Below are 24,415 nucleotides of genomic sequence, written 5' to 3'. Positions count from 1 at the left end.
CGGCAATCAATGCGGCTCAGGCAGCGGCAGATGCGACCCGCGCGGCGCAGGCGGCACTGGTCGAGCAAGGCCGTGCGCTGTTCAAGAAGTCATGGATCTTCATCCGTGGCGTGCCGTCGATGCAATTCCTGCCGCCGGAAGGTCCGGTGGAGATCGCCTTTGCGGGACGCTCCAATGTCGGCAAGTCATCGCTGATCAATGCTCTGGTCAACAAGAAGGGCCTTGCGCGCACGTCCAATACGCCGGGCCGCACGCAGGAACTGAACTATTTCGTGCCGGACGGTTATTCCGGCGAAAACGGCGACCTGCCGCCGCTCGCCCTCGTGGATATGCCGGGCTACGGATTTGCCGAAGCGCCAAAAGCCCATGTCGATGCCTGGACGCGACTCGTTTTCGACTATCTGCGCGGACGTACCACACTGAAGCGCGTCTATGTGCTGATCGATGCGCGCCACGGCATTAAGAAGAACGACGCCGAAGTGCTTGACCTTCTCGACAAGGCCGCCGTGTCCTATCAGATTGTGCTGACCAAGATCGACAAGATCAAACCGGCAGGCGTGCCGCGCCTGATGGCGGATACGCACAAGCTCACCTTCCGTCGTGCAGCCTGCTTCCCCGGCATTATCGCCACCTCGTCGGAAAAGGGCCTCGGCCTCGACGATTTGCGCGCAGCTGTGGCTCTGGTGATCAAAGAGTCATGATTTCAGCCTGACCTGTCCTCAGAGAGGACAGGTTTCCGGCAGGTTGTTCAGTCCCTGATTGCGGCGCTCGAACTGTACATTGGTCTTTGCCCCGTCGCGGGTAATGCGCAGCACATAGATGCTGTCAAAATCGTCGCCCGACCATTTGGGCACGCTATGCTTGTCGCCGCTGTTCTCCTTGACGATGTCGCGCACCAGCTTGACGATCTGCTTATGCTCCCAGCCAACCAGAACAGTTGCATTGCGATAGGCAGGCGCTTCCAGCGCTTCTTCCAGCTTGTCGATATCTTCGAAACCGAAGCGCGTATCCACCGGCAGGCCAAGCGAAATCGCGGTCGGTTCGACCGTGGCGAGCGGACGCACATAGGCATAGGTTCCGCCCTTGTCGTCCTTCTCCTCCGACGGATTGGGCGCGAAAATCGCAGCCGGTTTGCCGAACTGTTTTGCGATGATCGCGGGCAGTTTCAGCGCGCGATTCAGTCCACGGCAGCTTAGCTGGCCCAACCCGTTTTCCGGCTTTTCGCCGTGTCTAACAAAGACCACGGTTTGAGTGGAGGATGCCGCCATCGCAAAATTCTGGGCGGCATTGAGGGCAAGGAGTGACCCCACAGCGGTCAAAATAAACCGGCGCATCGAAACAACTTTCTTCATGGAACCGTGAAACTATAAAATCATATTTTGGATAGAACATAGGCACATACATAAGAAGCCGTTTCCAGCAAACTATTCGTGAAAAATAAGCAGCGAGACCGTTTTCGCGGATTCCATTTGAATCAAAACCGGTCTAGAAAAGCCTGCCTCTTCTGCCCTGTCGCCAGCCATGGAGCCCGCGATGACGACCCTTGATAATCCCGAAATGCAAGCACAACTCCTCTCCGCCGCCCTGCCCTATATGCAGCGCTACGAGAACAAGCATGTCGTCGTGAAATATGGCGGCCACGCCATGGGCAATCCGGAGCTCGGCAAGGCCTTTGCTCGCGATATCGCGCTTTTGAAGCAATCGGGCATCAACCCGATTGTGGTGCATGGCGGCGGCCCACAGATTCAGGCCATGCTAACCAAGCTTGGCATCGAATCCCGTTTTGAGGGCGGCCTGCGCGTCACCGACGAAAAGACCGTCGAAGTGGTGGAAATGGTTCTGGCCGGTTCCATCAACAAGGAAATCGTCGCTCTGATCAATGCCGAAGGCGAATGGGCCATCGGCCTGTGCGGCAAGGACGGTAACATGGTCTTCGCGCAGAAGGCGCACAAGACCGTCATCGACCCCGATTCCAATATCGAGAAAGTGCTTGATCTGGGCTTTGTCGGCGAGCCGGCGGAAGTCGACCGCACCCTGCTCGATCTTCTGGCGCGTTCCGAAATGATCCCGGTCATCGCACCGGTCGCTCCGGGCCGTGACGGCCATACCTACAACATCAATGCCGACACTTTTGCAGGCGCTATCGCAGGCGCGCTGGCCGCAACCCGTCTTCTGTTCCTGACCGACGTTCCCGGCGTGCTGGACAAGGACAAGAAGCTGATCAAGGAACTCTCCGTTGCCGATGCGCAGGCGCTCATCAAGGACGGCACGATTTCCGGTGGCATGATCCCGAAGGTCGAAACCTGCATCGAAGCAATCCGCCGTGGCGTGGAAGGCGTTGTCATCCTGAATGGCAAGACGCCGCATTCCGTCCTGCTGGAACTCTTCACCGAACATGGTGCCGGCACGCTCATCGTGCCATAAAGACCCATGACCAATAGTTCCAATCCTTCGGCCTTCACCCCAGCCTTTGAGCACGTCACTGACTGGGTGTTCGACCTCGACAACACGCTCTATCCCCACGCCGCCAATCTATTCTCGCAGATCGACGTGAAGATGACGAGCTATGTCGAAAACCTGCTGCAATTGCCACGCGAGGAAGCTCGCCGCATCCAGAAACAGTTCTATCTCGACTATGGCACCACGCTGAAAGGCCTGATGGAATGCCACCAGATCGACCCGGACGACTTTCTGCAAAAGGTTCACGATATCGACTATAGCTGGCTGAAGCCCGATCCGGCGCTCGGCGAAGCGATCAAGTCGCTGCCGGGCCGTCGCTTCATCTTCACCAATGGCGATCGCGGCCATGCGGAACGCGCGGCGCGCCAGCTCGGCATTCTGGATAATTTCGACGATATCTTCGACATTGTCGCTGCGGGGCTGATGCCAAAACCCGAGCGCGTCACCTATGACCGCTTCCTCGGCGCTTTCGGCATCAATGCCAGCAAGGCCGTGATGTTCGAGGATCTGGCGCGCAATCTCGTCGTGCCGAAAGCGCTTGGCATGAAAACCGTCCTGGTGGTGCCGAACAATTTTGAGCCAACCTTCTCGGAAATATGGGAAAGCGACCCGGAATTTACCGATCAGGTCGATTATGTGACGGATAACCTGACCCAATTTCTGGAACAAATTATTGCAGGCAGATAGGCATTTTACCGGCCTCGAAAAATCAATCGATGCGGCGGCCCACCGCGTCCTCGACCGGCTGCCGCGCAATCACCTGACCGACGGGCTGATCGAATTTCTGGTCTTCGGGCTGAAACAGGCATGGGCATGCCTGTTCGGCGGTGCCATGCTCGGCCTTATCATCCTCACCCGCTGGCTTTGGCCGGAAAGCGGCATCGGCGGTATCGCCAATATCGTCACCCGCTATGACTTTCTGTTCCTTTCCGCTGTCGCCATCCAGCTTGCCATGCTGGTCTTCAAGCTGGAGGCATGGGAGGAAGCCAAGGTCATCCTGATTTTCCACGTTGTCGGCACGGCGATGGAAGTGTTCAAGACCCATGCGGGTTCATGGGTCTATCCTGAAGAAAACTTCTTCCGTATTGGCGGCGTACCGCTGTTTTCAGGCTTCATGTATGCGGCGGTCGGCTCCTATATGGCGCGCATCAACCGTATCTTCGATATCAGACTGAACCATTATCCGCCGCTCTGGACAACGCTGGTGCTGGCAGCCGCGATCTACGTCAATTTCTTCGCCCATCATTTCATCTGGGATATTCGCTGGCCGCTGTTTGCGCTGACATTCGCCTTGTTCTGGCGCACCAGCATGCATTATCGCGTGTTTCGTTTTCGGCACAAAATGCCTCTGCTCGTCGCGTTCCTGCTGACCTCGTTCTTCATCTGGTTTGCGGAAAATATCGGCACATGGTCGAAGGCCTGGCTCTACCCCAACCAGCATAATGGCTGGGTGCCGGTTTCGCTCGGCAAGCTCGGCTCATGGTATCTTTTGATGATCATCTCGGTCGTGCTGGTCACGCTCGTTCATCACCCTCGCCCCTATCAGGAAGAGGAGGACGCCCGGTCTCCCGTTCCGGAAAAGGCGGAAGCATAGCCCCTGCCTCCCGGTTAGAATCTGCCCGTAACATCGATGTTCGCACCATAGGCCATATCCCGGTTTACGGTGCGCGCGAGATAAGGCGTCACGCCCACACTCAAAACCTCGCTGAACGCATAGGATAAAGTGGTCGACAGGCTGCCACGCGTATGCGCCACATCAGCATCGAAGCTGAGCGCCCCGATATAATCGGCACTTGCCGTCACGCTCGGATCATCATGCGCGATGTCTTGTTCGATCTCTGCATTGATCAGCCACCGCACCTTGTCGCTCAACGGCATGGCATAGTTTGCCCCGAGATAGACCGCAGTGCGGCGCGACTTCACATTCGAATAGGTGAACGGGAAATAAGCGTTGGTTTCCGTATAATCGTCCATCTTCAGATCGCTGTGACGCAGCCCGGCATAATAGCCGAAGACGGAACCGCTGGAGAGTTCGTGCGACCGCCCGGCTTCCAGCGACGCGCCCCAGCCTTTGATCGTGCTCTCGCCCATGCCAGCCTCGGTATAGTCCAGCATCTGGCGCGTGCGCTCGACATCGTAGCGACTGGCGGCAACGGAACCTTGCAGATACCAGTGGCCCGTCGTCGTCGGCGCACGCCAGCGGGCATAGAAACCGCCGCCAATATTGTCATTATCCCGGTCGAAACTATCCGGCATATCGCGCCAGAAGGAGTGCGCCACAGTGATGCCTGCCAGAAAATTATCGGTAAAGGCATGCGCCATGGAAATCCAGCCGAGTGCATCGGTCGTCTCGCCTGAACGTCCGATATCCGCTGAAAGCGAGTAGCAGCTCTCTCCCGCCTTCGCGACGTCGCAAGAACGCTGCAACCGCCCCAGTTTTCCACGCTGCGATTCCATCACCGAAAATGTATCCCCGGCCAGCGCAGCAACAGTTTTCGTCGTGTTGGTCACATCGACGGCGACCGATTGTATCGGCGGCGGCGACCCGGTTCCTGTACCCGGGACCTCCTGTTCGGGACTTCCCGCACCGGTCTCTGGCGCAGGCGTTTCGATAACTGGTGGCGGAGGATTTTGCCCATCGGGCGGCGATCCCGGTTGAGAGCCGGACCCGGTTTCCGACCCCGGGGTCTCCGGCTCGGTTCCGCCCGAACCCGGCTCCGGTGTTGGCGTTCCGGTAACAGGCGGCGGCCCCGTCTCGCCCGGGTCTGGATCGGGCTTTGGTGTCGTCACCGGCGGAGACGAAATCAGCAGTTTCCAGACTGCCGCATGCGACACTCCGGATGCCAGCGTCGAGGTGCCCACCACGACCGTGCCATCAGCCGACATGGCCATGGCCGTCGACGACACACCGCCAAGTGTGCCGAGATCGGTTGGTACGGTGGCGCCATTCGCCCAGTAAACCGCGTGGGAATTGCCCTTCCTTGTGGTCGAAGACCCGACGATGATTGAACCGTCAGCCGAGATAGACGCAACGTCGGATGAATACCCGCCGAGCGTGCCAAGATCGGTCGGCGTGGTCGCGCCGTTCCGCCAGGATACCGCACGGAATTCGCCGAACTCATTGTTGGATACGCCCGCAAGCACGGAACCGTCAGCTGACAGGGTGAGAACATCAGAATAGTAGCCGCCAAGCGTGCCGAGATCAGACGGCGACAAGGCACCATCAGTCCATGACGCGGCGTGGAGTTCTCCGTTGCCCGTCTCCGACTGTCCTGCGATGACGCGCCCGTTCGCAGATACGACATTTGCGGTCGACGTTGCACCACCAAGCGTTCCCAAATCGGTCGGCGTCAGCGCCCCGTTCATCCAGGACACGGCATGAGAAACATTGGGCGCATATTCCGCATAACCGACAATTACCATCCCATCGGCGGAAACGGCCTTGGCATAGGATGTGTTGTTGTTGAGCGTTCCAAGATCGACTGGAGATGTTACACCGTTCGTCCACTTCACCGCCCGGTTCTTGCCGGCAGACGTTGTGGAATTGCCGACAATGATGCTGCCGTCAGCGGACAAGGCAACAGCATCTGAAAAATCGCCCCCCAGCGTTCCAAGGTCGGTGGCCATTGTCGCGCCATCCGCCCACGACACAGCGTGTTGCGCAGCGCCAATCGTCGCCCGCCCGATAATGAATGTGCCATCCGCCGAGACGGCATTGACGACGGAATTGCTGCCGCCCGTCACAGAAAGGACGGTCGGCGTGGCGATCCCCCGGCCCACGATACCGCCGAAATGCCACCGGATGTCTGCGCCCTGCCCGCTATGACCGCCCCATTCGCAGATACGGCAGTGGCGAAGGCATCGCCAGCAAGTGCACCGAAATCAAGCGGCAGACCCGATTGTTTCACATCAGCGGCATGCGCCGGGCAAACAAAGACCATCATCCCGAGCAGCAACCCGGAAACATTCTTAAGGATCGCTTTCATAGCGACCTCTTAAATAAAAATAGGATATATTACGGGAATAGATCTTTTAATTATAATATTAGAATACATGATACCCCTCACAAAACCATGTATTTTTATTATAAATATATTTTTAACTCCGGCAATATCAATTGTTCCATATTAGAACATATGATTATTATTTATAATTACTTTTAAATAATATACACATCTACGGCAGCATTCTTTCATTACAAAAAAGGCCCAACCTGAAAACAGATCGGGCCTTCTATTTGCCTTAAAACTCTGTCTAACCTTCGATCAGAGCTTGTAAAAATCCTTGATTTGCTCCCAGGCTTCGTCCGCCGTTTCGACAAAATTCAGAAGCTCGATATCGGCTGGCGAGATTGTACCCTGCTCGGCCAGAAATTCGATATTGATCGCCTTGGTCCAGAACTCCTTGCCGAACAGGATCAGCGGCATGCGTTCCATACGGTTGGTCTGGATCAGCGTCATCGCCTCGAATAGTTCGTCCATTGTGCCAAAGCCGCCCGGAAACACGCAGATCGCCTTTGCGCGCATCAGGAAGTGCATCTTGCGGATCGCGAAATAATGGAAGTTGAAGCAGAGCTCCGGCGTCACATAAGGGTTCGGTGCCTGTTCATGCGGCAGCACGATATTGAGGCCGATGGTCGGTGCACCGACATCGGCGGCACCACGATTGCCTGCTTCCATCACGCCCGGTCCGCCGCCCGTCACCACGATGAATTCGCGATAATAGGTCGTGGCCGAATATTCTGAGCAAATCCGCGCGAATTTACGCGCTTCCTCATAATAATGAGAATTGGCTTCGAGATTCTTCTTCTGCACCTCGTTCTTCGCCGCCCATGCCTCGCCGCCCGGCTCTGGGATGCGCGCGCCGCCGAACATCACCACCGTCGATTTGATGCCGCGGTCGGCAAGGATCAGCTCCGGCTTGAGCAGTTCAAGTTGCAGGCGCACCGGGCGCAGGTCACGGCGCGTCAAAAAATCGTCGTCCGTGAAAGCAAGGCGATAGGCAGGCGCTTCCGTCTGGGGCGTTTGCGGTACGGTTTTTGCCTGCTTGATCGCTTCCTCGGAATTCGGGAAAGGCGTCCAGCCAGACTTCTCCATCGGGTTCATGCTTCTCACCTGCTCCTTAAAACCTGTTACCATACTCATTCTCAGGCCAAATGTTTAATCTGTCTCAAACATGTCGGACATTGTTCGAGAATGAGATCAAGAGCGCGCAATTGCGCCGTGATCATGATTGACCCATTTGGCGCCTTCGCTTAATCACTTTCATGACAATCGGCCGGATCACTTACCGGCCTGCCATCCGCTGCCCATTCACGGAGACTGCACCCCATGACCAAGCCAGACCTCGCCTCCCTCGAAAAGACCATCGACAAGGCTTTTGACGAGCGCGACGGTATCAGCACGGCAACCCGTGGCGAAATCCGCGATGCCGTCGAACAGTCGCTTATCCTGCTCGATCGCGGCGAGGCCCGTGTCGCAGAAAAACAGGCGGACGGCAACTGGCAAGTCAACCAATGGCTGAAGAAAGCAGTATTGCTCTCCTTCCGTCTCAACCCGATGGAAGTCATCAAGGGAGGCCCCGGCCAGTCTTCCTGGTGGGACAAGGTGCCGTCCAAGTTCGACGGCTGGACTGCCAACGAATTCGAGAAGGCCGGTTTCCGCGCCGTGCCGAACTGCGTCGTGCGCCACTCGGCCTATATCGCGCCGAACGCCATCCTGATGCCGTCTTTCGTCAATCTCGGCGCTTATGTCGATGAAGGCACCATGGTCGACACCTGGGCGACCGTCGGCTCCTGTGCGCAGATCGGCAAGAATGTGCATCTTTCCGGCGGCGTCGGCATTGGCGGCGTTCTGGAACCGATGCAGGCCGGACCGACCATCATCGAAGACAATTGCTTCATCGGCGCGCGTTCGGAAGTCGTGGAAGGCTGCATCGTGCGCGAAGGTTCGGTGCTCGGCATGGGCGTCTTCATCGGCAAATCGACCAAGATCGTCGACCGTGCGACCGGCGAAGTCTTCTATGGCGAAGTCCCGCCTTATTCGGTCGTCGTCGCAGGCACCATGCCCGGCAAGAACGTACCCGGTGAAAACTGGGGCCCGAGCCTCTATTGCGCCGTGATCGTCAAGCGCGTCGATGAAAAGACCCGCTCGAAGACCTCGATCAATGAATTGCTGCGCGACTGATGCGCGACTAATACAAAGCAAAAAGGCGAAGCTGGTGCTTCGCCTTTTTCATTCCAGCATTTGCGCTTCAAGATGGGTCGCCCCTTCGGATGGCGCAAAGCCTCTGGTCCGGGCCGTGGTCCGGGGAGGCCTCGCAGCCATCCTCCGGGGAGATTGCTAAGCTACCGGGGCATTAATTTTCATAGCTGGAAGGCGAAGCATCACCGAAGCGGTTGGCCGAACCATCATGATAAACCGGAGTCGACTGGCGAATGGTCGCCGTTGCGGTGTAATCGACATCACCCTTCGTGCCGAAGAGCGGACCCGTATTCGGGGTCTTGAAGGCCTTCTCCTGAATAACCTGAGATTCCGGCATGCCGACATAAGGATTTTCGGCATAGGCTGCACCAGCGCTTAGAGCGACAGCAAGGGCGGCAAGAGCGAGCTTTTTCATTTTCCTATTCCTTCGCATCATGTTGTCCCATCATCGGCATCTGGCCGTTCGAAGCCTTGTTTCAGGCAACAGGGACTTTCAAGTTGGACTAAGCCTTCGAGGCTTTCCCTCCCGGTGTCCGGCAGATCTTCAAAACCTGCACCGGCGACACCTTTGGGACGACATGCAAAGCGGGTGTTTTGAAAGATCCCGCTCCATCAGAACCGGGCGGGCTATAGTTCCGGAGAGCCATTAGCCCTGGTTGGCATCGCCAAAACGATTGGCAGAACCATCGCGATAAACCGGAGCACTGATCGCTGCGGGCGCGGTATAATCAACGGACTGCGACGCGACCGGGGTACGGTCATTTGCATAGAGATTTTCAGGTTCGCCTACGCGTGGGTTTTCAGCGAAAGCAGCACCGGCACTCAGGGCAAGGGCAGCAGCGGTAAGAACAAGCTTCTTCATTTTCTATCTCCTAACAAAATGGAGCGGCGTATGAATTCGTCGTTCCGATACATCCCAAATGGGTAACAATGGGGAAAAGTTCCAGTCACGAAAATTTTAAAAACTTCACAGATTTGTGCACATCGCCTGCCACAATCGTTGCAATTAATACAAAAAAAAATAATTAAAAACAAAATGATGGATTACGATTTCTCCATCACGGCCGTGTTACAGCCCTTAATTTGTTCACCAATCTCGAACAGTGTGTTTGAGGTTATTGTATAATAAACGTGAACAATGAGCGATTTTTAATGGAGCAAGGCCTTATCCTGCCGCATCAGACCGGTTCGTGCAAATGCTCCCAATCTTCAACGGGTCCGGTAAAAAGACGCCTCGATCCACCGCAAACCCCGCAAACAAAAAGCCGCATCAAAGATGCGGCCTTCAGCGATGGCTCTCATTGCGAGAGGCTCAGCGAGCTCTCCGGCAACGTTCAATTATTGGCAACGGCAACCGAACGTCCGGCGATGGAAACCCACTGGCCGGAATTGGAAGGCGACTGCATCTTGATATAACGATAGGACGTCTTCTCGAGCGGCAGAACCTCGTCACGCATATTGTCGAGAATATAATCGCCATGATCGGTGCGGGCGGTCAGCACGATATGCGCCTCGCTACCCTGCACCATGGTAATCAGAAGCTGCGAGGCGCTGATGCCGCGCGCCATCAGTTGCGCGCGCTTCATCAGAACATAATCCTCGCAATCGCCCTTGCCGTTGACCGGCATGGTCCAGTAGTCGCGCTTGCCGTAATTATCCTGATCGGAAACCGGCTTGATACGGTGATTGACGGAGCTGCTTACGCTTTGCAAAAGCTTCAGGCGCTGCGGTGTCAGCTGCATCGGGGGCAATACACTATGGCTGCGGCAATCGCGTGGATTGCGCCCGCAATAGTCTTTGTGTCCGTAAGGGATGCTTGTCAGTCCGCCCGCTTCACTCCACTGTGCAGCCTTGGCTGGAACCATCGTTGCTCCGAAGAGCGCCATCATGCCTGCTACAGTTGTGGTGATTAAACGCATACACAGTTTCCCATTTTGAAAAAAGTTCCCGCTGACCGGCCCGTTTCCCGGGTCTCGTTATCAACTCTTTTTTAACTAACGATGACAGGGGCCATCCGGTCAAGGAAATTTCGTTCCCAAATTGCAACCAAGTTGGAAAAGCGCGTGAAGAGCGAATTTTCTGCCATGGTCAGAACCAAGGTTTGTGGTTCCATCCGTACGCATCCCGATCTAGTCTCACACAACAGACGATTCTTGAGTAAGAAGCCGACATCATGAGCCTTTCAGTCAATCCCGCCGAAAATCTTGCCGCCCTGATCCGCTGCCCATCCGTAACGCCTGCCGAAGGCGGCGCGCTGACGGCGCTCGAAGCGATGCTGAAGCCATTGGGCTTTTCCGTCGAGCGCCCCGTCTTCAGCGAAGAGGGCACGCCCGACATCGAAAATCTCTATGCGCGCAAATCCGGCAACGGACCGCATCTGATGTTTGCCGGTCATACGGATGTGGTGCCGCCCGGCGATGAAAGCGACTGGAAGCACCCGCCCTTCTCAGCCGCCATCGAAGACGGCATCATGTATGGGCGCGGCGCTGTAGACATGAAAGGCGGCGTTGCCTGCTTTGTGGCAGCCGTCGCGCGGCACATCGAAAAGCACGGCAACCTCAAGGGCAGCGTCTCCTTCCTGATCACCGGTGACGAAGAAGGCCCGGCAGTCAATGGAACGGTGAAACTGCTCGACTGGGCAAAGCAACGCGGCGAAAGCTGGGACGCATCCATCGTCGGCGAACCGACCAATCCCAACACGCTTGGCGATATGATCAAGATCGGTCGTCGCGGTTCGCTTTCCGGCACGATCACCGTTCAGGGCGTGCAGGGCCATGCGGCCTATCCGCATCTGGCGGAAAATCCGGTGCGCGGCATCACCACGCTGGTGGACAGCCTGCTTTATCCGGCCTTCGATCAGGGCACGGCGGATTTTCAGGCCAGCAATCTGGAAGTCACCACCATTGATGTTGGCAACAAGGCCACCAATGTCATTCCGAACAAGGCAACGGCTTCGTTCAATATCCGTTTCAACGACACATGGACCGCAGAAAGCCTGCAGGCCGAAATCAGCGCTCGCCTCGCAAAGGCAGCGCGCGACAATCGCCTGCGTCCGGGCCGCGACACGCCGATCAGCTATGAGCTGACATGGCGCGAGAGCCCAAGCCATGTGTTCCTGACCCGCGATGAAAAGCTGATCGGCACGCTGACCGCTTCCGTCGAGGCCGTGACTGGCAAGCGACCGGAACTGTCGACGTCCGGCGGCACGTCCGATGCGCGCTTCATCAAGGATTATTGCCCGGTGGTGGAGTTCGGCCTTGTCGGCCAGACCATGCATATGGTCGATGAACGTGTGGCCCTTGCCGACCTCGAAGGACTGACACAGATTTATGAGCGCTTCATCGCTGACTTCTTTGGGTAAATAAGGTTCTTCATGCCGAGCCTGGACGATATTTTCAGATATTTTCGGGGCGTCTGGAAAATGATGCTCGGTCGCCGCGACGGTCTCGATTATCTCGATATAACCGCCGAGGGGTTCTGGTCTTCGTTTTTCGCAATAGCGGTGGCTCTGCCGCCGCTTTTTGCCAGCTGGGTGGCCTATGCCGCCGACCTCACCGCCGGACGCGAGGAAGCGGGCATCCGCTTTGCCATCGTGCTGCGGGCCGCCTTCGTCGATGTGGCGGCGTGGGTGGTGCCACTGGCCATCATCGGCATGCTGGCCAAGCGGATCGGTATCGTCAAACGCTATGCGGCCTATGTGATTGCCACCAACTGGGGCAGCGCGCTGCTGGCCTGGATCTTTGCACCGATCACGCTGCTACAGCTGTTTTTTCCCGGGCGCTTCGATGTGGCGACGCTGTTCGCGCTGATCATGTTCGGCGCTTCGATTGTGCTGAGCTATCGGCTGACCCACGTGGCGCTACAACGCCAGCACGCGTTTGTCGCGCCATTCTTCGCCTGCGTCTTCTTCGGGTCGCTGTTCCTTACCGTGCTGCTTCAGCAGATTTTCGGCATCGGCTTCGACCCGCATGCTTATTAGAGCATTTCCAGCAAAAGTGCGAAGCGCCTACGCGGGGAAATCAGTTCACTGGACTGATTTCTGATCCCGCTTCGATACGCAGGATAATGCGTAAAAACAAATAGATAGAGCGGTTCCACGATACCGTTTTAACGGAACCGCTCTAAAACGGAAAAGCGTAATCGACGCCGATCAGATAGAGACCGTAAGGTGGCGCGACCTGTCCGCAGGCCTTGCGGTCTCTTGCTTCAAGCGCCGCCTGCAAATCATCCGCCGTCCAGCGACCGACGCCCACTTCCATCAGGCTGCCCGCGAAGGATCGCACCTGATTATGCAGGAAAGAGCGCGCCGAAACGCGCATTTCGATGATCTCGCCATGGCGCGTGATGTCGAGCCGATCAAGCGTCTTGACCGGGCTTTTGGCCTGGCATTGCGTAGCACGAAACGTGGTGAAATCATGCTCGCCCAGAAGCAGCTGCGCTGCTTCATGCATCGCCTCGTGGTCGAGGCGTTTTTGCACCCACCAGGCGCGCTGATAATCGACGGCCAGCGGGGCACGACGATTGTGGAAGCGATAGAGATAATGTCGTCCCTGCGCGGAAAAACGCGCATCGAAACTCTCGGTCGTCTTCTCGACATTGAGGATGCTTACGCGCTCATTGGCCATGACCAGATGCGCATTGACCGCATCGCGCACCTTGCCCGCGCCCCAATCCTTCGTCAGATCGACATGCGCAACCTGCGCCGTCGCGTGAACGCCCGCATCGGTGCGGCCCGCAGCACTTAACGCCAGATCTTCACCGCAGAATTTCTTGAACGCCTGCTCAATAGCGCCCTGAACCGTGTGGCCGTTTTCCTGACGCTGCCAGCCCGCATAGGGCGTGCCGTCATATTCGACCAGAAGTCTGTAGCGCGGCACGGGCCTACAAAACCTTCGTAACCGTTGCGCCGCGCAGGAATTCCTGCGCAGGCAAAGACTTGCCGCCCGAGCGCTGCAAAGTGACGAGCCGCACCGCGCCCTCGCCACAGGCAATTGTCAGCCGGTCGTCCAGCACCGTACCCGGCGCACCGGAACCTTCGGCCAGCGTCGAGCGCTGAAGCTTTACCCGTTCGACCGCACCGTTGATTTCCATTTCGCACCAAGCACCCGGAAAAGGCGCAAGGCCGCGAATGGCGTTATGCACGTCCTTCGCTGGCTTCGACCAGTCAATGCGCGCTTCGGCCTTGTCGATCTTGGCGGCATAGGTAACGCCTTCTTCGGCCTGCGGCTGCAAGGCCAGACTTTCGCGCTCGAGCGCTCCCAGCGCCCGCACCATCAGATCGGCGCCGATCATGCTCAGGCGATCATGCAATTCGCCCGCCGTCATATCCGGCGTGATCGCCACCTTTTCGGCCATGGCGACCGGGCCCGTATCGAGCCCCTCGTCCATCTTCATGATCATCATGCCGGTTTCGCTATCGCCCGACATGATGGCCCGCTGGATAGGCGCTGCACCGCGCCAGCGCGGCAGAAGCGAGGCATGGCCGTTATAGCAGCCGAGCCGCGGCGCATCGAGAATGGCCTTCGGCAGCAACAGCCCATAGGCCACAACGATGGCGACATCGGCTTCAAGGCTCGCAAAGACGTCCTGTTCTTCCGCGCCCTTGAGGCTCTTCGGCGTGAAGACGGGAATGCCGAACTGCTCGGCCTTTTCATGGACAGGCGACTTGGTCAGCTCCAGCCCTCTGCGCCCTGCCGGACGCGGTGGCTGCGAATAGACCGCGACCACATCATAGCCCTGCCCGATAATAGCGGTCAGGATCGGCACGGAAAAATCCGGCGTGCCCATGAAGACGATACGCATTAAAGAACCTTCTTCGACGCCCGCTGGCTGGCGAGCTTCTTGAACTTTTTGATGACCATATCGCGCTTCAGCTTTGAAATATGATCAATGAAAAGCACGCCATTGAGATGATCGATCTCGTGCTGCAGGCAGGTGGCCATCAGCCCATCGGCTTCCATCGCATGTGGCTTGCCATCGGCATCGAAATATTTGACCTGAATGGCGGCTGGCCGTTCCACTTCCGCATAATAATCCGGAATGGACAGGCAGCCTTCTTCATAGGTGCTGACTTCATCCGTCACACCGACAATCTCGGGATTGACGAAGACATGCGGCGCTTTTTCCTCGCCTTCCTTGGCAAGGTCGATGACGAGCATACGGATCGGCTCGCCCACCTGAATGGCGGCAAGGCCGATGCCCGGCGCGTCATACATGGTGTCGAACATATCGCCGGCAAATTTGCGCAGCTGATCGTCAAAGCGCTCCACTGGCTTGGAAACCAGGCGCAACACAGGATCGGGAAGGATGACAAGCGGTTTTACTGACATGCGCTTCACGTAATCGCTTGAGACAGAATCGTCAATTGTGCTTTGCAAAATGTTCTCGTTTTGATCTCTTCAAGGCAGTACGAATCAGCTAAGCTTGTTGCATGGAAAACCAGAACCTCCTGAATGAGCCGCTTTTGCAGCTTGGTGCCACATCGCTCACGCTGGGAGATATTCTTCTGGCTGGCATCGTGGTGGTCGTGCTTTGCCTAGTCATTTTCCTGATCACCGCGTCGCGCTCTGCGCGCCTGCGTGCCGTTGCCGAAGTGCAGGCCGAAGACCGCGCCCGCGATGCCGAATATCGCATGGCGGAAATCCTGAAGGCACAGGCAGAGATGCAGGGCCGCATGCAGACCATGGCGGAGGTTTTCGGCTCGCGGCAGGCGGAGTTGAACCAGTCGATCCGCGAACGGCTCGACGGCATGACGCATCGCATCGGCCAGACCATGACCGAGCAGACGCGCTCGACGCATGAGAACCTCGCCAAGTTGCAGGAGCGCCTTGCCGTCATCGACACGGCGCAGAACAATATCCAGTCGCTCGCCGGACAGGTGGTGCAGTTGCAGGCGATCCTCGCCAACAAGCAGACGCGCGGCGCATTCGGCCAGTCACGCATGGAAGCGATCATCGCTGACGGCCTGCCGCAAGGCGCTTATGAATTTCAGGCGACGCTGTCCAACGGCACCCGCCCCGACTGCCTCGTGCGCATGCCCAATAAAGCGCCATCGCTGGTAATCGACGCCAAATTCCCGCTCGAAGCATGGAACGCCATGCGCGAAACGGAACATCCGGACGCCCGCAAAGCTGCCGTCGCGCAGTTCCGCCGTGACATGGAAATCCATATCAAGGATGTTTCCGACAAATATCTGATTACCGGCGAAACGCAGGACACGGCGTTTCTGTTTGTGCCGTCAGAGTCGATCTTTGCCGATATTCACGAGCATTTCGAAGCGCTTATCCAGCGTGCGCACCGGGCGCGGATCGTGATCGTCTCGCCATCGCTGCTGATGCTGTCCATTCAGGTTATTCAGGCAATCCTGAAAGACGCCCGCATGCGCGAACAGGCGCATGTCATTCAGGGCGAAGTGATCCGCCTGATGGAAGATGTGGGCCGTTTGGACGAACGTGTGCGCAAGCTGCAAACCCACTTTGTGCAGGCCAACAAGGATATTGACGATATTCTGGTGTCGTCCAACAAGGTTACCCGGCGCGGCGCGAAGATCGAAGCGCTGGAATTCGGCGAAAAGCCAGCCGAGGAAACGCCACGGCCCCAAGCGAGACCAGCGGAAAGCGCGCCCACCCAAATGCGCCTGCGCGTGGTGGATGAGGACTGACCCTGTTTTCCCTCATCCTGAGGTGCGGAGCAAAGCGACACCTCATCCTGAGTTCATCGAAGGATCGGGTAAAAATCCCCTCACGAACTTACTGGCCGATCTGTATGACCGAGATCGCGTTCCGGCCAGACGAGATCGCGCACGCGCTGTTTCAGAACCTTGGCTTCCGGAAAGCCACCATCGCGCTTGCGTTCCCAGATGAGTTCCTCGTTGCCATCGGGCATCAGCACCCGGATTTCAAAAACCCCGCCAGTGCCCGGACGCAATGCGACTTCCGCCAGATCCTGCCCGAAAGTCTGCAACAGCTCCTGCGCCATCCAAGCAGCGCGCAAAAGCCAATTGCATTGGGTGCAGTAGGTGATGGAGACGCGGGGATTTACAGACATTGATTTCAACTTTCCGAGCGCGAGCGATCCTGTAGCCGGTCGCCGTGGCTTGTTCGACAGTCAAATTTGCAGCAACATTTAGCTTCCCAAGACGCGCGGGGGCAAGTCATGGAAGTAACAATCTACATTCTGCGTTGCGTGGATGGATCTTATTACACCGGGCTCACCAAGCAGAACATCGAAGCTCGGTTATGGGAGCATAATGAGGGTATTTATGACGGGTACACAAAGAAGCGGAGGCCCGTCGAGCTTGTTTTTACGGAAACCTATGATCGGATCGTGGATGCCATTGCACGCGAACAACAGATCAAAGGTTGGTCACGGGCAAAGAAAGAAGCATTAATTGCGCTGAACTACGAAGGCCTGCCGGAACTGTCGCGCCGCAAGCTATAAACCTCGCCCACGCCGGCACCATTGATGCCGCCTGCCCCGCTCCTCATCCTGAGGAGCCACCAAAGGTGGCGTCTCGAAGGGCGAGGGGCGGTTGCGCCGCGTCTGCTGTCTCCCGGATCCAGACTTAATCGCAGGACGGTAAAAACATAAAAATTTGCACTATTAAATACAGCCAGCTCTCAGCGACTTTCCCTCGCCCTTCGAGACGCCGTTTTCAACGGCTCCTCAGGATGAGGGAAAGCGCAGCGCGCCCTTCCAACACCCCAAAAAGATAAAGGGCACCAAAGTGCCCTTTATCACAGTGATATTCTTTCAGCTTAGGTGCGCGCCTACGCAGAAGCAATCCCTACAACGGATCAAAGGAACGGGCATCAATCATCGCCCATCTTGAGCGCCTGAATGAAGGCCTCCTGCGGGATTTCGACCTTGCCGAACTGGCGCATGCGCTTCTTGCCTTCCTTCTGCTTTTCCAGAAGTTTGCGCTTACGCGTCACGTCGCCGCCGTAGCACTTGGCCGTCACGTCCTTGCGCAGCGCCGAGATGGTCTCGCGCGCCACGATGCGACCGCCAATCGCTGCCTGAATCGGAATCTTGAACATGTGCTGCGGGATCAGCTCTTTCAGCTTCTCGCAAAGCGCGCGGCCACGCTTTTCTGCAGCCGAACGGTGCACCAGCATCGACAGCGCATCGACCGGCTCTTCGTTGACGAGGATCGACATCTTGACCAGATCGCCCTCGCGATATTCCGAGAGATTATAGTCGAACGACGCATAACCCTTCGAGATCGACTTCAGACGGTCGTAGAAATCGAACACCACTTCATTGAGCGGCAGTTCATAAGTGATCATGGCGCGCGGGCCGACATAGGTGAGGTCCACCTGAATGCCGCGGCGTTCCTGACAGAGCTTCATGATCGCGCCGAGATAATCATCCGGTGTCATGATGGTTGCCTTGATCCACGGCTCTTCGATGGCCGAAATTTTCACCACATCCGGCATGTCAGCGGGGTTGTGCAATTCCTTCTGCGACCCGTCGATCATGTTCAGCCGATAGACAACCGAAGGCGCGGTCGTGATGAGGTCGAGATTGAACTCGCGCTCAAGACGTTCCTGAATGATTTCGAGATGCAACAGACCGAGGAAGCCGCAACGGAAGCCGAAACCGAGCGCTGCAGAGGTTTCCATTTCGAACGAGAACGAAGCATCGTTGAGGCGCAGCTTGCCCATGGCGCCGCGCAGATCTTCAAAATCCGCCGCATCGACCGGGAACAGGCCGCAGAACACCACCGGCTGCGCAGGCTTGAAGCCGGGCAGCATTTTCTCGGTCGGGCGGCGATCTTCGGTGATCGTATCGCCGACGCGCGTATCGGCCACTTCCTTGATGGAAGCGGTGATGAAGCCGAGCTCGCCGGGGCCGAGTTCGTCCATCTGCACCATTTTCGGCGTGAAGACACCGGTGCGTTCCACCGGATATTTCGCGCCCGTGCCCATCATGCGGATGGTCTGGCCCTTTTTTAGCACGCCGTCGATGACGCGCACCAGAACGATGACGCCGAGATAGGAATCGTACCAGCTGTCGACCAGCATCGCCTTGAGCGGTGCATTGCGATCGCCTTCCTTCGGTGCTGGAAGCTGGGTGACGATGGCTTCCAGCACATCTTCGATGCCGAGGCCGGTCTTGGCGGAAATATGAACGGCCTGCGACGCATCGATGCCGATCACTTCCTCGATCTGCTCCTTGACGCGCTCAGGCTCGGCAGCGGGCAGATCGATCTTGTTCAGCACGACCACGATTTCATGGTTGTTGTCGATGGCCTGGTAGACATTGGCCAGCGTCTGCGCTTCCACGCCCTGGGAAGCGTCGACCACCAGAAGCGAACCCTCGCATGCCGCCAGCGAACGCGAGACTTCATAGGCGAAGTCGACATGTCCGGGGGTGTCGATCAGGTTCAGCACATAATCTTCGCCGTTCTTCGCCTTATAGGTGAGACGAACGGTCTGCGCCTTGATGGTGATGCCGCGCTCGCGCTCGATATCCATCGAGTCGAGAACCTGATCCTTCATCTCGCGCGTATCCAGACCGCCCGTCAACTGAATGAGGCGGTCGGCCAGCGTCGATTTGCCATGATCGATATGGGCGACGATCGAAAAATTGCGAATATGGTCAAGTGGTGTGCTCATGCGCGCGATTTAACAGCAAGCAGCGAAATCTCAAAGCTCTATTGCGCTTTAATTGCGGGAAAAAGCCCTGCTATCATGATCGTGACAACAAGTCCCCTTTGCCTTGTGGCAAAAAGGCGATAAATCACCGGCAATACAGACACATTGCGGCTGCTGCTCACAAGCGGCGCAACTGGCTTTCATGCAGGAGTTTAGGATGAAGACCGAACCGAACGAAGTCCACAACAGGCCGAAACTGGTCACCGTTTTCGGCGGCTCCGGCTTTGTCGGGCGCGCGGTCGTAGCAAGTCTCACCAAGCGTGGCTATCGTGTGCGCGTTGCCGTGCGCAAGCCCGAAGTGGCTTATTACATGGCGCCGCTCGGCAATGTCGGGCAGATCCAGATGGTGCAGGCCAATGTCCGCCATCGCGCTTCGGTCGATCTGGTCGTCAAGGGTTCCGATCATGTCGTGAACCTCGTCGGCATTCTGGCCGAAGGCGGTCGCCAGCGTTTCAACACGGTTCAGGTGCTGGGCGCGAAGAACATCGCCGAAGCCGCCAAGGCCGCCGGTATTCCGATGACCCACATTTCGTCGCTCGCTGCCGATGTAAACTCGGCTTCGGACTATGCGCGCACCAAGGCTGAAGGCGAAAACGCCGTGCTTTCCGTGCTGCCGGAAAGCGTTATCCTGCGTCCCTCGATCATTTTTGGTCACGAAGACCGCTTCTTCAACCGCTTCGCCAATATGGCGCGCTTCTCGCCCTTCCTGCCGGTCATCGGCGGCGGCGAAACGAAGCTCCAGCCGGTCTATGTCGGCGACGTGGCGGAAGCTGTTGCCCGCGCCGTCGATGGCAAGCTGATGCCGGGCGGCATCTACGAACTCGGCGGCCCGGATGTGCAACCGTTCAAGAACTGGATGAAGGACATGCTGCGCGTCATCGACCGCAAGCGCGTTCTCATTTCGCTGCCATGGTGGGCCGCCGGTCTTCAGGCGACCGTTCTCAGCGTGCTGCCGAATCCGCCGATCACCAAGGATCAGATACGGCTGTTGAAATCCGACAATGTGGTTTCGCAAGCCGCCATCAAGGAAGGTCGTACATTGCAGGGCATGGGCATTACCCCGGAAGGCGTCGACGCCATTCTGCCCGCCTATCTCTGGCGCTATCGCGTGGCCGGTCAGTATACCAAGACCGGTTTTGCGTGAGATATCGATAGTCGGAAATGAATAAGGGGCCTCACGGCCCCTTTTCTTTTGCTCATCCCCAAATGAGGAGTGCGGCAAGACCAGCCGAGCCGACAATCAGGCGCCACCAGGCAAATAGTTTGAAGCCGTGGCGCGAGACATAGTCGAGCAGATAGCGCACGACGAACACGCCCGAAATGAAGGCCATCACGAAGCCGACGCCAATCAACGCGCCATCATTGACCGTGAGCATGTCGCGGCTCTTGTAAAGATCATAAGCGAAGGCACCGGCCATGGTCGGCATGGCGAGGAAGAACGAGAATTCAGCAGCCGAGCGCTTGTCGGCGCCGAGCAGCAGCGAGCCGACAATCGTGGAACCCGAACGCGACACGCCGGGGATCATCGCAAGGCACTGGATGAAGCCGATGGCGAGGCACATCGGCAGCGGATAATCCATCACATCATGATAGCGCGGGCGCAAATTGAGCTGATCTACCCAGAGAAGGATCAGACCGCCGAGGATCAGCATGATGCAGACCAGCATCGGCGTTTCGAAAAGCACACTTTTGATGAAGCCATGCGCCAGCGCGCCAATGACAGCGGCGGGCAGGAAGGCGATCAGGATACCGAAAACAAAACGCCGCGTGCGCGCGTCCCGCGGAAAATCCGCCAGAAGCTTGAGCAATTTCGCCGAATAAACGGTCAGAATGGCCAGAATAGCGCCGAGCTGGATCAGCACCTCGAACGTCTTTCCTGTGGATTCAAAGCCCAGAAAATGCCCGACCAGCAACAAATGCCCCGTGGAGGAAACCGGGATAAATTCGGTCAAACCTTCGATCAGACCGAGAAACGCGGCTTCCAGCAGATTAAAAATATCCATGAAGTCAGTACCTTAGAATGATGAGCACAATGGAGGCATCTGAACTGGCCCGCGATTGCGGGTGTTGAGGTGAAAACGAGCACGTCCAGCGATTGCTTGTCTCCCGCAAACATAGGTCTTATAGACTTTATATTCCGTTGAGGCGGCGCCGAATCGCTTGGCAGCAGAAATAGCCTGCTGCATGCGCAAACGCCATGCCAATCTCCGGACGTTCAATTCAAGCTGTGTCAGTCGAGAGTACCGCGTCGATCATGCTTACGCTGTTTCATCATCCCATGTCTTCAGGCTCGCGTTATGTGCGGCTTATCCTCGGCGAATATGGCGTGGAAGCGGAACTGATCGAGGAGAGGCCGTGGTCGCGCCGCAAGGAATTCCTGGCGCTGAATCCTGCCGCCACTTTGCCGGTGCTGCTGGCGGAAAACGACCTGCCGGTCGTGGGCGCAACGGTGATTGCCGAATATCTCGATGAGACACGCGGCGCATTGAAGCGCAACCGTCGCCTTTTGCCGGAAAGCCCGATGGAGCGCGCCGAAGTGCGCCGTCTGGTAGACTGGTTCCTGCTGAAATTCGAAAACGAAGTCACGCGCCACATCACCCGCGAGCGCGTTTATAAATTGCAGATGGCGGCTGAAATGGGTGGCAGTGCACCGGATTCGACCGCGATCCGCGCAGCCCGCACCAATATCCGCCAGCATATGAAATATATCGACTGGCTGGCCGCAACCCGCGACTGGCTGGCAGGCGCGCATCCAAGCTATGCCGATATGGCGGCGGCAGCGGCAGTTTCCGTGCTGGATTATCTCGGCGAAATCGAATGGGGCGAAACGCGCGCGGCACGCGACTGGTATGCGCGCATGAAGTCGCGTCCCGCTTTCCGCCCGCTTCTGTCTGATCGCGTGCGCGGGCTTGCCCCGGTGGCCCAATATGGCGATCTCGACTTCTAATTCGAAAACAGAAAAACTGAAGCGCTTCCTCATCGAAGAAGCCAAAGCCGTGGGGTTCGACGCCGTCGCCTTCACCACGCCCGATGCTATCCCGCAGGCGCCTGAACGCCTGCGGCAATATATTGCCGACGGCCATCACGCGGATATGCTCTGGATGGAAGAGACCGAAGAGCGCCGCGCCAATCCCGGCGTGCTGTGGCCCGAAGTCCGTTCCATCATGATGCTGGCCATGAATTACGGGCCGGACACCGACCCGCTGGCTATCCTCGACCAGAAAGATCGTGCGGCCATATCGGTCTATGCGCAGAACCGCGATTATCACGACATCATCAAGGGCAAGCTGAAGCATGTGGCAAGCCGCTTCGCCGCGCGGGCCGGGCAGGACGTCAAAGTCTTCGTCGATACTGCGCCCGTCATGGAAAAGCCGCTGGCGGAAGCCGCAGGCCTTGGCTGGCAGGGCAAGCACACCAATCTGGTCAGCCGCGAACTGGGGTCATGGCTGTTTCTCGGCTCGATCTTCACCACGGCGGAAATCCCGCCAGATGAGCCAGACCGGGATCATTGCGGCTCCTGCCGCGCTTGTCTCGACGCCTGCCCGACCAGGGCCTTTCCAGCACCCTACCGCATCAATGCAGGCCGCTGCATTTCCTATCTCACCATCGAGAACAAGGGGCCTATTCCGGCGGAGTTCCGCAAGGTGATGGGCAACCGCATCTATGGTTGCGACGACTGCCTTTCGGTCTGCCCGTGGAACAAATTTGCGCAGGCAACCAGCGAAATGAAGCTGAAGGCGCGCGACGATCTGAAAGCGCCCCGTCTCAGCGACCTGCTGGCGCTCGACGATCCGGCGTTTCGCGCGCTTTTTCCGGCTCGCCGGTCAAGCGGATCGGGCGCGACCGCTTCATCCGCAATGTGCTGATCGCGGCGGGCAATTCCGGCGATACAACGCTTTTGCCACAGATCGAAGCGCTGCTTGGCGATGCCGCACCTGTCGTACGCGGGGCGGCAGTCTGGGCCTTGAAGCAACTGGCCGAGCCGGGCCATGTCGATGCCTTGCAAAAACGTCTGGCCTCCACGGAGGAGGATGCTACGGTGCAGGAAGAGTGGAATACGGAGACAGTCTGATATGCGCATTTTCCTGTTCGGGGCCGGATATTCGGCGCAAGCCTTTGCCAAGCGGATGACGGGAGAAACAGAGCGCATCGACGGAACCACCCGTCATGAACAGAAATTCCCGATCCTTGAGAAATCCGGCATTGCGCCGGTCTTGTTCGATGGTGAAACGCCCTCGCCCGACCTTCTGGAACGGCTTGCCAAGGCAACCCATGTGGTGGTCTCGGTTGCGCCCGGCGAAGCGGGCGACCCGACGCTCGCATGGGTCGAAGAAGCGCTGCGCCGCCCAGACAATACGATTCGCTGGATCGGCTATCTCTCGACCGTCGGCGTTTATGGCGATCACAAGGGCGCTTGGGTGGATGAAACCACACCCTGCAAGCCGGTTTCGCGCCGCAGCCTAGAACGCGTCGAGGCGGAGCAGGCCTGGACAGAATTGAGCGAGCGGCATGGAACGCCGCTGGCTATTCTGCGGCTGTCGGGCATTTACGGTCCCGGTCGCAATGCTTTCGTCAATCTGGAGCGCGGCACGGCGCGACGTCTCGTCAAGCAGGATCAGGTTTTCAACCGCATCCATGTGGAAGACATTGCGGGCGCTTTGCGCTTTCTCGCGGGCACCGATACGGGCGGTATTTTCAACATTACCGACAATGAACCATCGCCGCCGCAGGATGTCGTTGCCTATGCAGCGGAGCTGATGGGCGTCACGCCGCCGCCGGAAGTGCCGTTCGAAGAAGCGGAACTGACACCGATGGCGCGCTCCTTCTATGGTGAGAACAAGCGCGTCTCCAATAAGCGTATTGAAGCGCTGGGCTATTCCTTCGCTTATCCCGACTACAGAACCGCCTTTTCGGCCATGTGGCGCGACGAAAACTGGCGCTGATTGCATGCGCGCGCACCTTCGGGTAAAAGCGCTGATACAAATTTCAAATCGGGACAAGAACGATGGGTAACAGCAAGTCAGCAGATAAATAAGCCGCAACAGCTTTTCCAACCTGTTGCGGCATCTGTCCCGGACCAATTTCTTCCATTGC

25 protein-coding genes and 1 pseudogene are annotated in these 24,415 nt (G+C 57.6%); 13 read left to right on the top strand and 13 right to left on the bottom strand.

The window, feature by feature from the left end:
- Positions 1–56 precede the first annotated feature (56 nt).
- Positions 57–701, top strand: coding sequence for a ribosome biogenesis GTP-binding protein YihA/YsxC (yihA, locus tag QLQ11_RS11410; RefSeq protein ID WP_235858999.1), 645 nt, complete (start codon positions 57–59; stop codon positions 699–701).
- A gap of 18 nt (positions 702–719) precedes the next feature.
- Here the strand turns inward: yihA and QLQ11_RS11405 are convergent, their stop codons facing one another.
- Positions 720–1,334: a hypothetical protein gene (locus QLQ11_RS11405; protein ID WP_109369635.1), complete on the bottom strand. Its 615-nt coding sequence runs from the start codon at positions 1,332–1,334 to the stop codon at positions 720–722.
- A 199-nt stretch (positions 1,335–1,533) separates the two neighbouring features.
- Between QLQ11_RS11405 and argB the strand changes: the two genes are divergently transcribed.
- Genes argB through QLQ11_RS11390 form a run of 3 tightly spaced genes read left to right on the top strand, consistent with a single transcriptional unit; the run spans position 1,534 to position 4,054 of the window.
- Positions 1,534–2,424, top strand: coding sequence for an acetylglutamate kinase (gene argB, locus QLQ11_RS11400; RefSeq protein WP_109369636.1), 891 nt, complete (start codon positions 1,534–1,536; stop codon positions 2,422–2,424).
- Between the two features lie 6 nt (positions 2,425–2,430).
- The gene (locus tag QLQ11_RS11395) at positions 2,431–3,147 is read left to right on the top strand and encodes a pyrimidine 5'-nucleotidase (RefSeq protein WP_109369637.1); all 717 of its coding nucleotides are present in this window, start codon (positions 2,431–2,433) and stop codon (positions 3,145–3,147) included.
- The gene (locus QLQ11_RS11390; protein ID WP_109369638.1) at positions 3,134–4,054 is read left to right on the top strand and encodes a DUF817 domain-containing protein; all 921 of its coding nucleotides are present in this window, start codon (positions 3,134–3,136) and stop codon (positions 4,052–4,054) included. The genes QLQ11_RS11395 and QLQ11_RS11390 overlap by 14 nt, the downstream gene beginning before the upstream one ends.
- 14 nt (positions 4,055–4,068) lie before the next feature.
- On the opposite strand, the gene QLQ11_RS11385 is transcribed toward QLQ11_RS11390, so the two are convergent.
- The 3 genes from QLQ11_RS11385 to QLQ11_RS11375 form a co-directional block, all read right to left on the bottom strand.
- A complete protein-coding gene (locus QLQ11_RS11385) occupies positions 4,069–6,240 on the bottom strand; it encodes an autotransporter domain-containing protein (protein ID WP_371835881.1) in 2,172 nt (723 codons plus the stop codon).
- Positions 6,201–6,446, bottom strand: a complete 246-nt coding sequence (locus QLQ11_RS11380; protein WP_109369640.1) for a hypothetical protein — start codon at positions 6,444–6,446, stop codon at positions 6,201–6,203. The genes QLQ11_RS11385 and QLQ11_RS11380 overlap by 40 nt, the downstream gene beginning before the upstream one ends.
- A 279-nt stretch (positions 6,447–6,725) precedes the next feature.
- Positions 6,726–7,565, bottom strand: a complete 840-nt coding sequence (locus QLQ11_RS11375; protein WP_109369641.1) for an LOG family protein — start codon at positions 7,563–7,565, stop codon at positions 6,726–6,728.
- A 225-nt stretch (positions 7,566–7,790) separates the two neighbouring features.
- On the opposite strand from QLQ11_RS11375, the gene dapD reads away from it, so the two are divergent.
- Positions 7,791–8,645, top strand: a complete 855-nt coding sequence (gene dapD, locus QLQ11_RS11370) for a 2,3,4,5-tetrahydropyridine-2,6-dicarboxylate N-succinyltransferase (protein ID WP_109369642.1) — start codon at positions 7,791–7,793, stop codon at positions 8,643–8,645.
- Positions 8,646–8,817: 172 nt separating this feature from the next.
- On the opposite strand, the gene QLQ11_RS11365 is transcribed toward dapD, so the two are convergent.
- The 3 genes from QLQ11_RS11365 to QLQ11_RS11355 all read right to left on the bottom strand — a co-directional run bounded on the left by QLQ11_RS11365 (position 8,818) and on the right by QLQ11_RS11355 (position 10,549).
- Entirely contained in the window at positions 8,818–9,078 is a 261-nt protein-coding gene (locus QLQ11_RS11365; protein ID WP_109369643.1) for a hypothetical protein, read from the bottom strand.
- A gap of 231 nt (positions 9,079–9,309) precedes the next feature.
- Complete coding sequence (locus tag QLQ11_RS11360) at positions 9,310–9,525, bottom strand: hypothetical protein (RefSeq protein ID WP_109369644.1); 216 nt, start codon at positions 9,523–9,525, stop codon at positions 9,310–9,312.
- Positions 9,526–9,997: 472 nt separating this feature from the next.
- On the bottom strand, positions 9,998–10,549 hold the full coding sequence (locus tag QLQ11_RS11355) for a transglutaminase-like cysteine peptidase (RefSeq protein ID WP_109370293.1): 552 nt from the start codon (positions 10,547–10,549) through the stop codon (positions 9,998–10,000).
- A gap of 287 nt (positions 10,550–10,836) precedes the next feature.
- Between QLQ11_RS11355 and dapE the strand changes: the two genes are divergently transcribed.
- Together dapE and QLQ11_RS11345 are read left to right on the top strand one after the other, a co-directional pair.
- Positions 10,837–12,024: a succinyl-diaminopimelate desuccinylase gene (gene dapE, locus QLQ11_RS11350; RefSeq protein ID WP_109369645.1), complete on the top strand. Its 1,188-nt coding sequence runs from the start codon at positions 10,837–10,839 to the stop codon at positions 12,022–12,024.
- A 12-nt stretch (positions 12,025–12,036) separates the two neighbouring features.
- Positions 12,037–12,642, top strand: a complete 606-nt coding sequence (locus tag QLQ11_RS11345; protein ID WP_121538866.1) for a hypothetical protein — start codon at positions 12,037–12,039, stop codon at positions 12,640–12,642.
- A gap of 142 nt (positions 12,643–12,784) precedes the next feature.
- On the opposite strand, the gene truA is transcribed toward QLQ11_RS11345, so the two are convergent.
- Genes truA through def form a run of 3 tightly spaced genes read right to left on the bottom strand, consistent with a single transcriptional unit; the run spans position 12,785 to position 14,992 of the window.
- A complete protein-coding gene (truA, locus tag QLQ11_RS11340) occupies positions 12,785–13,540 on the bottom strand; it encodes a tRNA pseudouridine(38-40) synthase TruA (protein WP_109369647.1) in 756 nt (251 codons plus the stop codon).
- Positions 13,541–13,544: 4 nt separating this feature from the next.
- Positions 13,545–14,465, bottom strand: coding sequence for a methionyl-tRNA formyltransferase (gene fmt, locus QLQ11_RS11335; protein WP_109369648.1), 921 nt, complete (start codon positions 14,463–14,465; stop codon positions 13,545–13,547).
- On the bottom strand, positions 14,465–14,992 hold the full coding sequence (def, locus tag QLQ11_RS11330; protein ID WP_109370294.1) for a peptide deformylase: 528 nt from the start codon (positions 14,990–14,992) through the stop codon (positions 14,465–14,467). Before def ends, fmt begins: the two co-directional genes overlap by 1 nt.
- A gap of 101 nt (positions 14,993–15,093) precedes the next feature.
- On the opposite strand from def, the gene QLQ11_RS11325 reads away from it, so the two are divergent.
- Entirely contained in the window at positions 15,094–16,323 is a 1,230-nt protein-coding gene (locus QLQ11_RS11325) for a DNA recombination protein RmuC (RefSeq protein ID WP_109369649.1), read from the top strand.
- Between the two features lie 80 nt (positions 16,324–16,403).
- Here the strand turns inward: QLQ11_RS11325 and QLQ11_RS11320 are convergent, their stop codons facing one another.
- Positions 16,404–16,709: a SelT/SelW/SelH family protein gene (locus QLQ11_RS11320; protein ID WP_109369650.1), complete on the bottom strand. Its 306-nt coding sequence runs from the start codon at positions 16,707–16,709 to the stop codon at positions 16,404–16,406.
- A 108-nt stretch (positions 16,710–16,817) separates the two neighbouring features.
- Between QLQ11_RS11320 and QLQ11_RS11315 the strand changes: the two genes are divergently transcribed.
- On the top strand, positions 16,818–17,102 hold the full coding sequence (locus QLQ11_RS11315) for a GIY-YIG nuclease family protein (protein WP_109369651.1): 285 nt from the start codon (positions 16,818–16,820) through the stop codon (positions 17,100–17,102).
- A gap of 371 nt (positions 17,103–17,473) precedes the next feature.
- On the opposite strand, the gene lepA is transcribed toward QLQ11_RS11315, so the two are convergent.
- Positions 17,474–19,282 (bottom strand): translation elongation factor 4, encoded by a 1,809-nt coding sequence (lepA, locus tag QLQ11_RS11310; protein ID WP_109369652.1) that lies wholly within the window; start codon positions 19,280–19,282, stop codon positions 17,474–17,476.
- Between the two features lie 196 nt (positions 19,283–19,478).
- On the opposite strand from lepA, the gene QLQ11_RS11305 reads away from it, so the two are divergent.
- Positions 19,479–20,465 (top strand): complex I NDUFA9 subunit family protein, encoded by a 987-nt coding sequence (locus QLQ11_RS11305; RefSeq protein ID WP_109369653.1) that lies wholly within the window; start codon positions 19,479–19,481, stop codon positions 20,463–20,465.
- 52 nt (positions 20,466–20,517) lie between these two features.
- Here the strand turns inward: QLQ11_RS11305 and QLQ11_RS11300 are convergent, their stop codons facing one another.
- Positions 20,518–21,324 carry an undecaprenyl-diphosphate phosphatase gene (locus QLQ11_RS11300; protein ID WP_109369654.1) on the bottom strand — a complete coding sequence of 269 codons (807 nt, stop codon included), beginning with the start codon at positions 21,322–21,324 and terminating at the stop codon, positions 20,518–20,520.
- A 251-nt stretch (positions 21,325–21,575) separates the two neighbouring features.
- Here QLQ11_RS11300 and QLQ11_RS11295 point away from each other — a divergent pair, with 251 nt between their 5' ends.
- From QLQ11_RS11295 to QLQ11_RS11285, 3 genes and pseudogenes are all read left to right on the top strand, one after another.
- The gene (locus QLQ11_RS11295) at positions 21,576–22,268 is read left to right on the top strand and encodes a glutathione S-transferase family protein (RefSeq protein ID WP_109370295.1); all 693 of its coding nucleotides are present in this window, start codon (positions 21,576–21,578) and stop codon (positions 22,266–22,268) included.
- A pseudogene (queG, locus tag QLQ11_RS11290) lies at positions 22,249–23,393 on the top strand (tRNA epoxyqueuosine(34) reductase QueG). Before QLQ11_RS11295 ends, queG begins: the two are co-directional and overlap by 20 nt.
- A gap of 1 nt (position 23,394) precedes the next feature.
- Positions 23,395–24,264, top strand: a complete 870-nt coding sequence (locus QLQ11_RS11285; protein WP_109369656.1) for an SDR family oxidoreductase — start codon at positions 23,395–23,397, stop codon at positions 24,262–24,264.
- Positions 24,265–24,415: the final 151 nt, after the last annotated feature.

The sequence above is a fragment of the Ochrobactrum sp. SSR genome, assembly GCF_030067775.1.
GTDB classification, from domain to species: domain Bacteria; phylum Pseudomonadota; class Alphaproteobacteria; order Rhizobiales; family Rhizobiaceae; genus Brucella; species Brucella teleogrylli.
The sequence above is the reverse complement of the archived record's forward strand: the minus strand, read 5'-3'. Positions and strand labels throughout refer to the sequence as shown.

Bases quoted from the DNA above. Each gene is read 5' to 3' on its own strand.
- argB (WP_109369636.1), top strand. From the start codon at position 1,534: ATGACGACCCTTGATAATCCCGAAATGCAAGCACAACTCCTCTCCGCC.
- def (WP_109370294.1), bottom strand. From the start codon at position 14,992: ATGTCAGTAAAACCGCTTGTCATCCTTCCCGATCCTGTGTTGCGCCTG.
- QLQ11_RS11360 (WP_109369644.1), bottom strand. From the start codon at position 9,525: ATGAAGAAGCTTGTTCTTACCGCTGCTGCCCTTGCCCTGAGTGCCGGT.
- fmt (WP_109369648.1), bottom strand. From the start codon at position 14,465: ATGCGTATCGTCTTCATGGGCACGCCGGATTTTTCCGTGCCGATCCTG.
- QLQ11_RS11395 (WP_109369637.1), top strand. From the start codon at position 2,431: ATGACCAATAGTTCCAATCCTTCGGCCTTCACCCCAGCCTTTGAGCAC.
- QLQ11_RS11380 (WP_109369640.1), bottom strand. From the start codon at position 6,446: ATGAAAGCGATCCTTAAGAATGTTTCCGGGTTGCTGCTCGGGATGATG.
- QLQ11_RS11345 (WP_121538866.1), top strand. From the start codon at position 12,037: ATGCCGAGCCTGGACGATATTTTCAGATATTTTCGGGGCGTCTGGAAA.
- QLQ11_RS11305 (WP_109369653.1), top strand. From the start codon at position 19,479: ATGAAGACCGAACCGAACGAAGTCCACAACAGGCCGAAACTGGTCACC.
- QLQ11_RS11375 (WP_109369641.1), bottom strand. From the start codon at position 7,565: ATGAACCCGATGGAGAAGTCTGGCTGGACGCCTTTCCCGAATTCCGAG.
- QLQ11_RS11325 (WP_109369649.1), top strand. From the start codon at position 15,094: ATGGAAAACCAGAACCTCCTGAATGAGCCGCTTTTGCAGCTTGGTGCC.
- QLQ11_RS11295 (WP_109370295.1), top strand. From the start codon at position 21,576: ATGCTTACGCTGTTTCATCATCCCATGTCTTCAGGCTCGCGTTATGTG.
- dapE (WP_109369645.1), top strand. From the start codon at position 10,837: ATGAGCCTTTCAGTCAATCCCGCCGAAAATCTTGCCGCCCTGATCCGC.
- QLQ11_RS11300 (WP_109369654.1), bottom strand. From the start codon at position 21,324: ATGGATATTTTTAATCTGCTGGAAGCCGCGTTTCTCGGTCTGATCGAA.
- QLQ11_RS11355 (WP_109370293.1), bottom strand. From the start codon at position 10,549: ATGGCGCTCTTCGGAGCAACGATGGTTCCAGCCAAGGCTGCACAGTGG.
- dapD (WP_109369642.1), top strand. From the start codon at position 7,791: ATGACCAAGCCAGACCTCGCCTCCCTCGAAAAGACCATCGACAAGGCT.
- QLQ11_RS11315 (WP_109369651.1), top strand. From the start codon at position 16,818: ATGGAAGTAACAATCTACATTCTGCGTTGCGTGGATGGATCTTATTAC.
- QLQ11_RS11405 (WP_109369635.1), bottom strand. From the start codon at position 1,334: ATGCGCCGGTTTATTTTGACCGCTGTGGGGTCACTCCTTGCCCTCAAT.
- QLQ11_RS11320 (WP_109369650.1), bottom strand. From the start codon at position 16,709: ATGTCTGTAAATCCCCGCGTCTCCATCACCTACTGCACCCAATGCAAT.
- QLQ11_RS11365 (WP_109369643.1), bottom strand. From the start codon at position 9,078: ATGAAAAAGCTCGCTCTTGCCGCCCTTGCTGTCGCTCTAAGCGCTGGT.
- QLQ11_RS11285 (WP_109369656.1), top strand. From the start codon at position 23,395: ATGCGCATTTTCCTGTTCGGGGCCGGATATTCGGCGCAAGCCTTTGCC.
- lepA (WP_109369652.1), bottom strand. From the start codon at position 19,282: ATGAGCACACCACTTGACCATATTCGCAATTTTTCGATCGTCGCCCAT.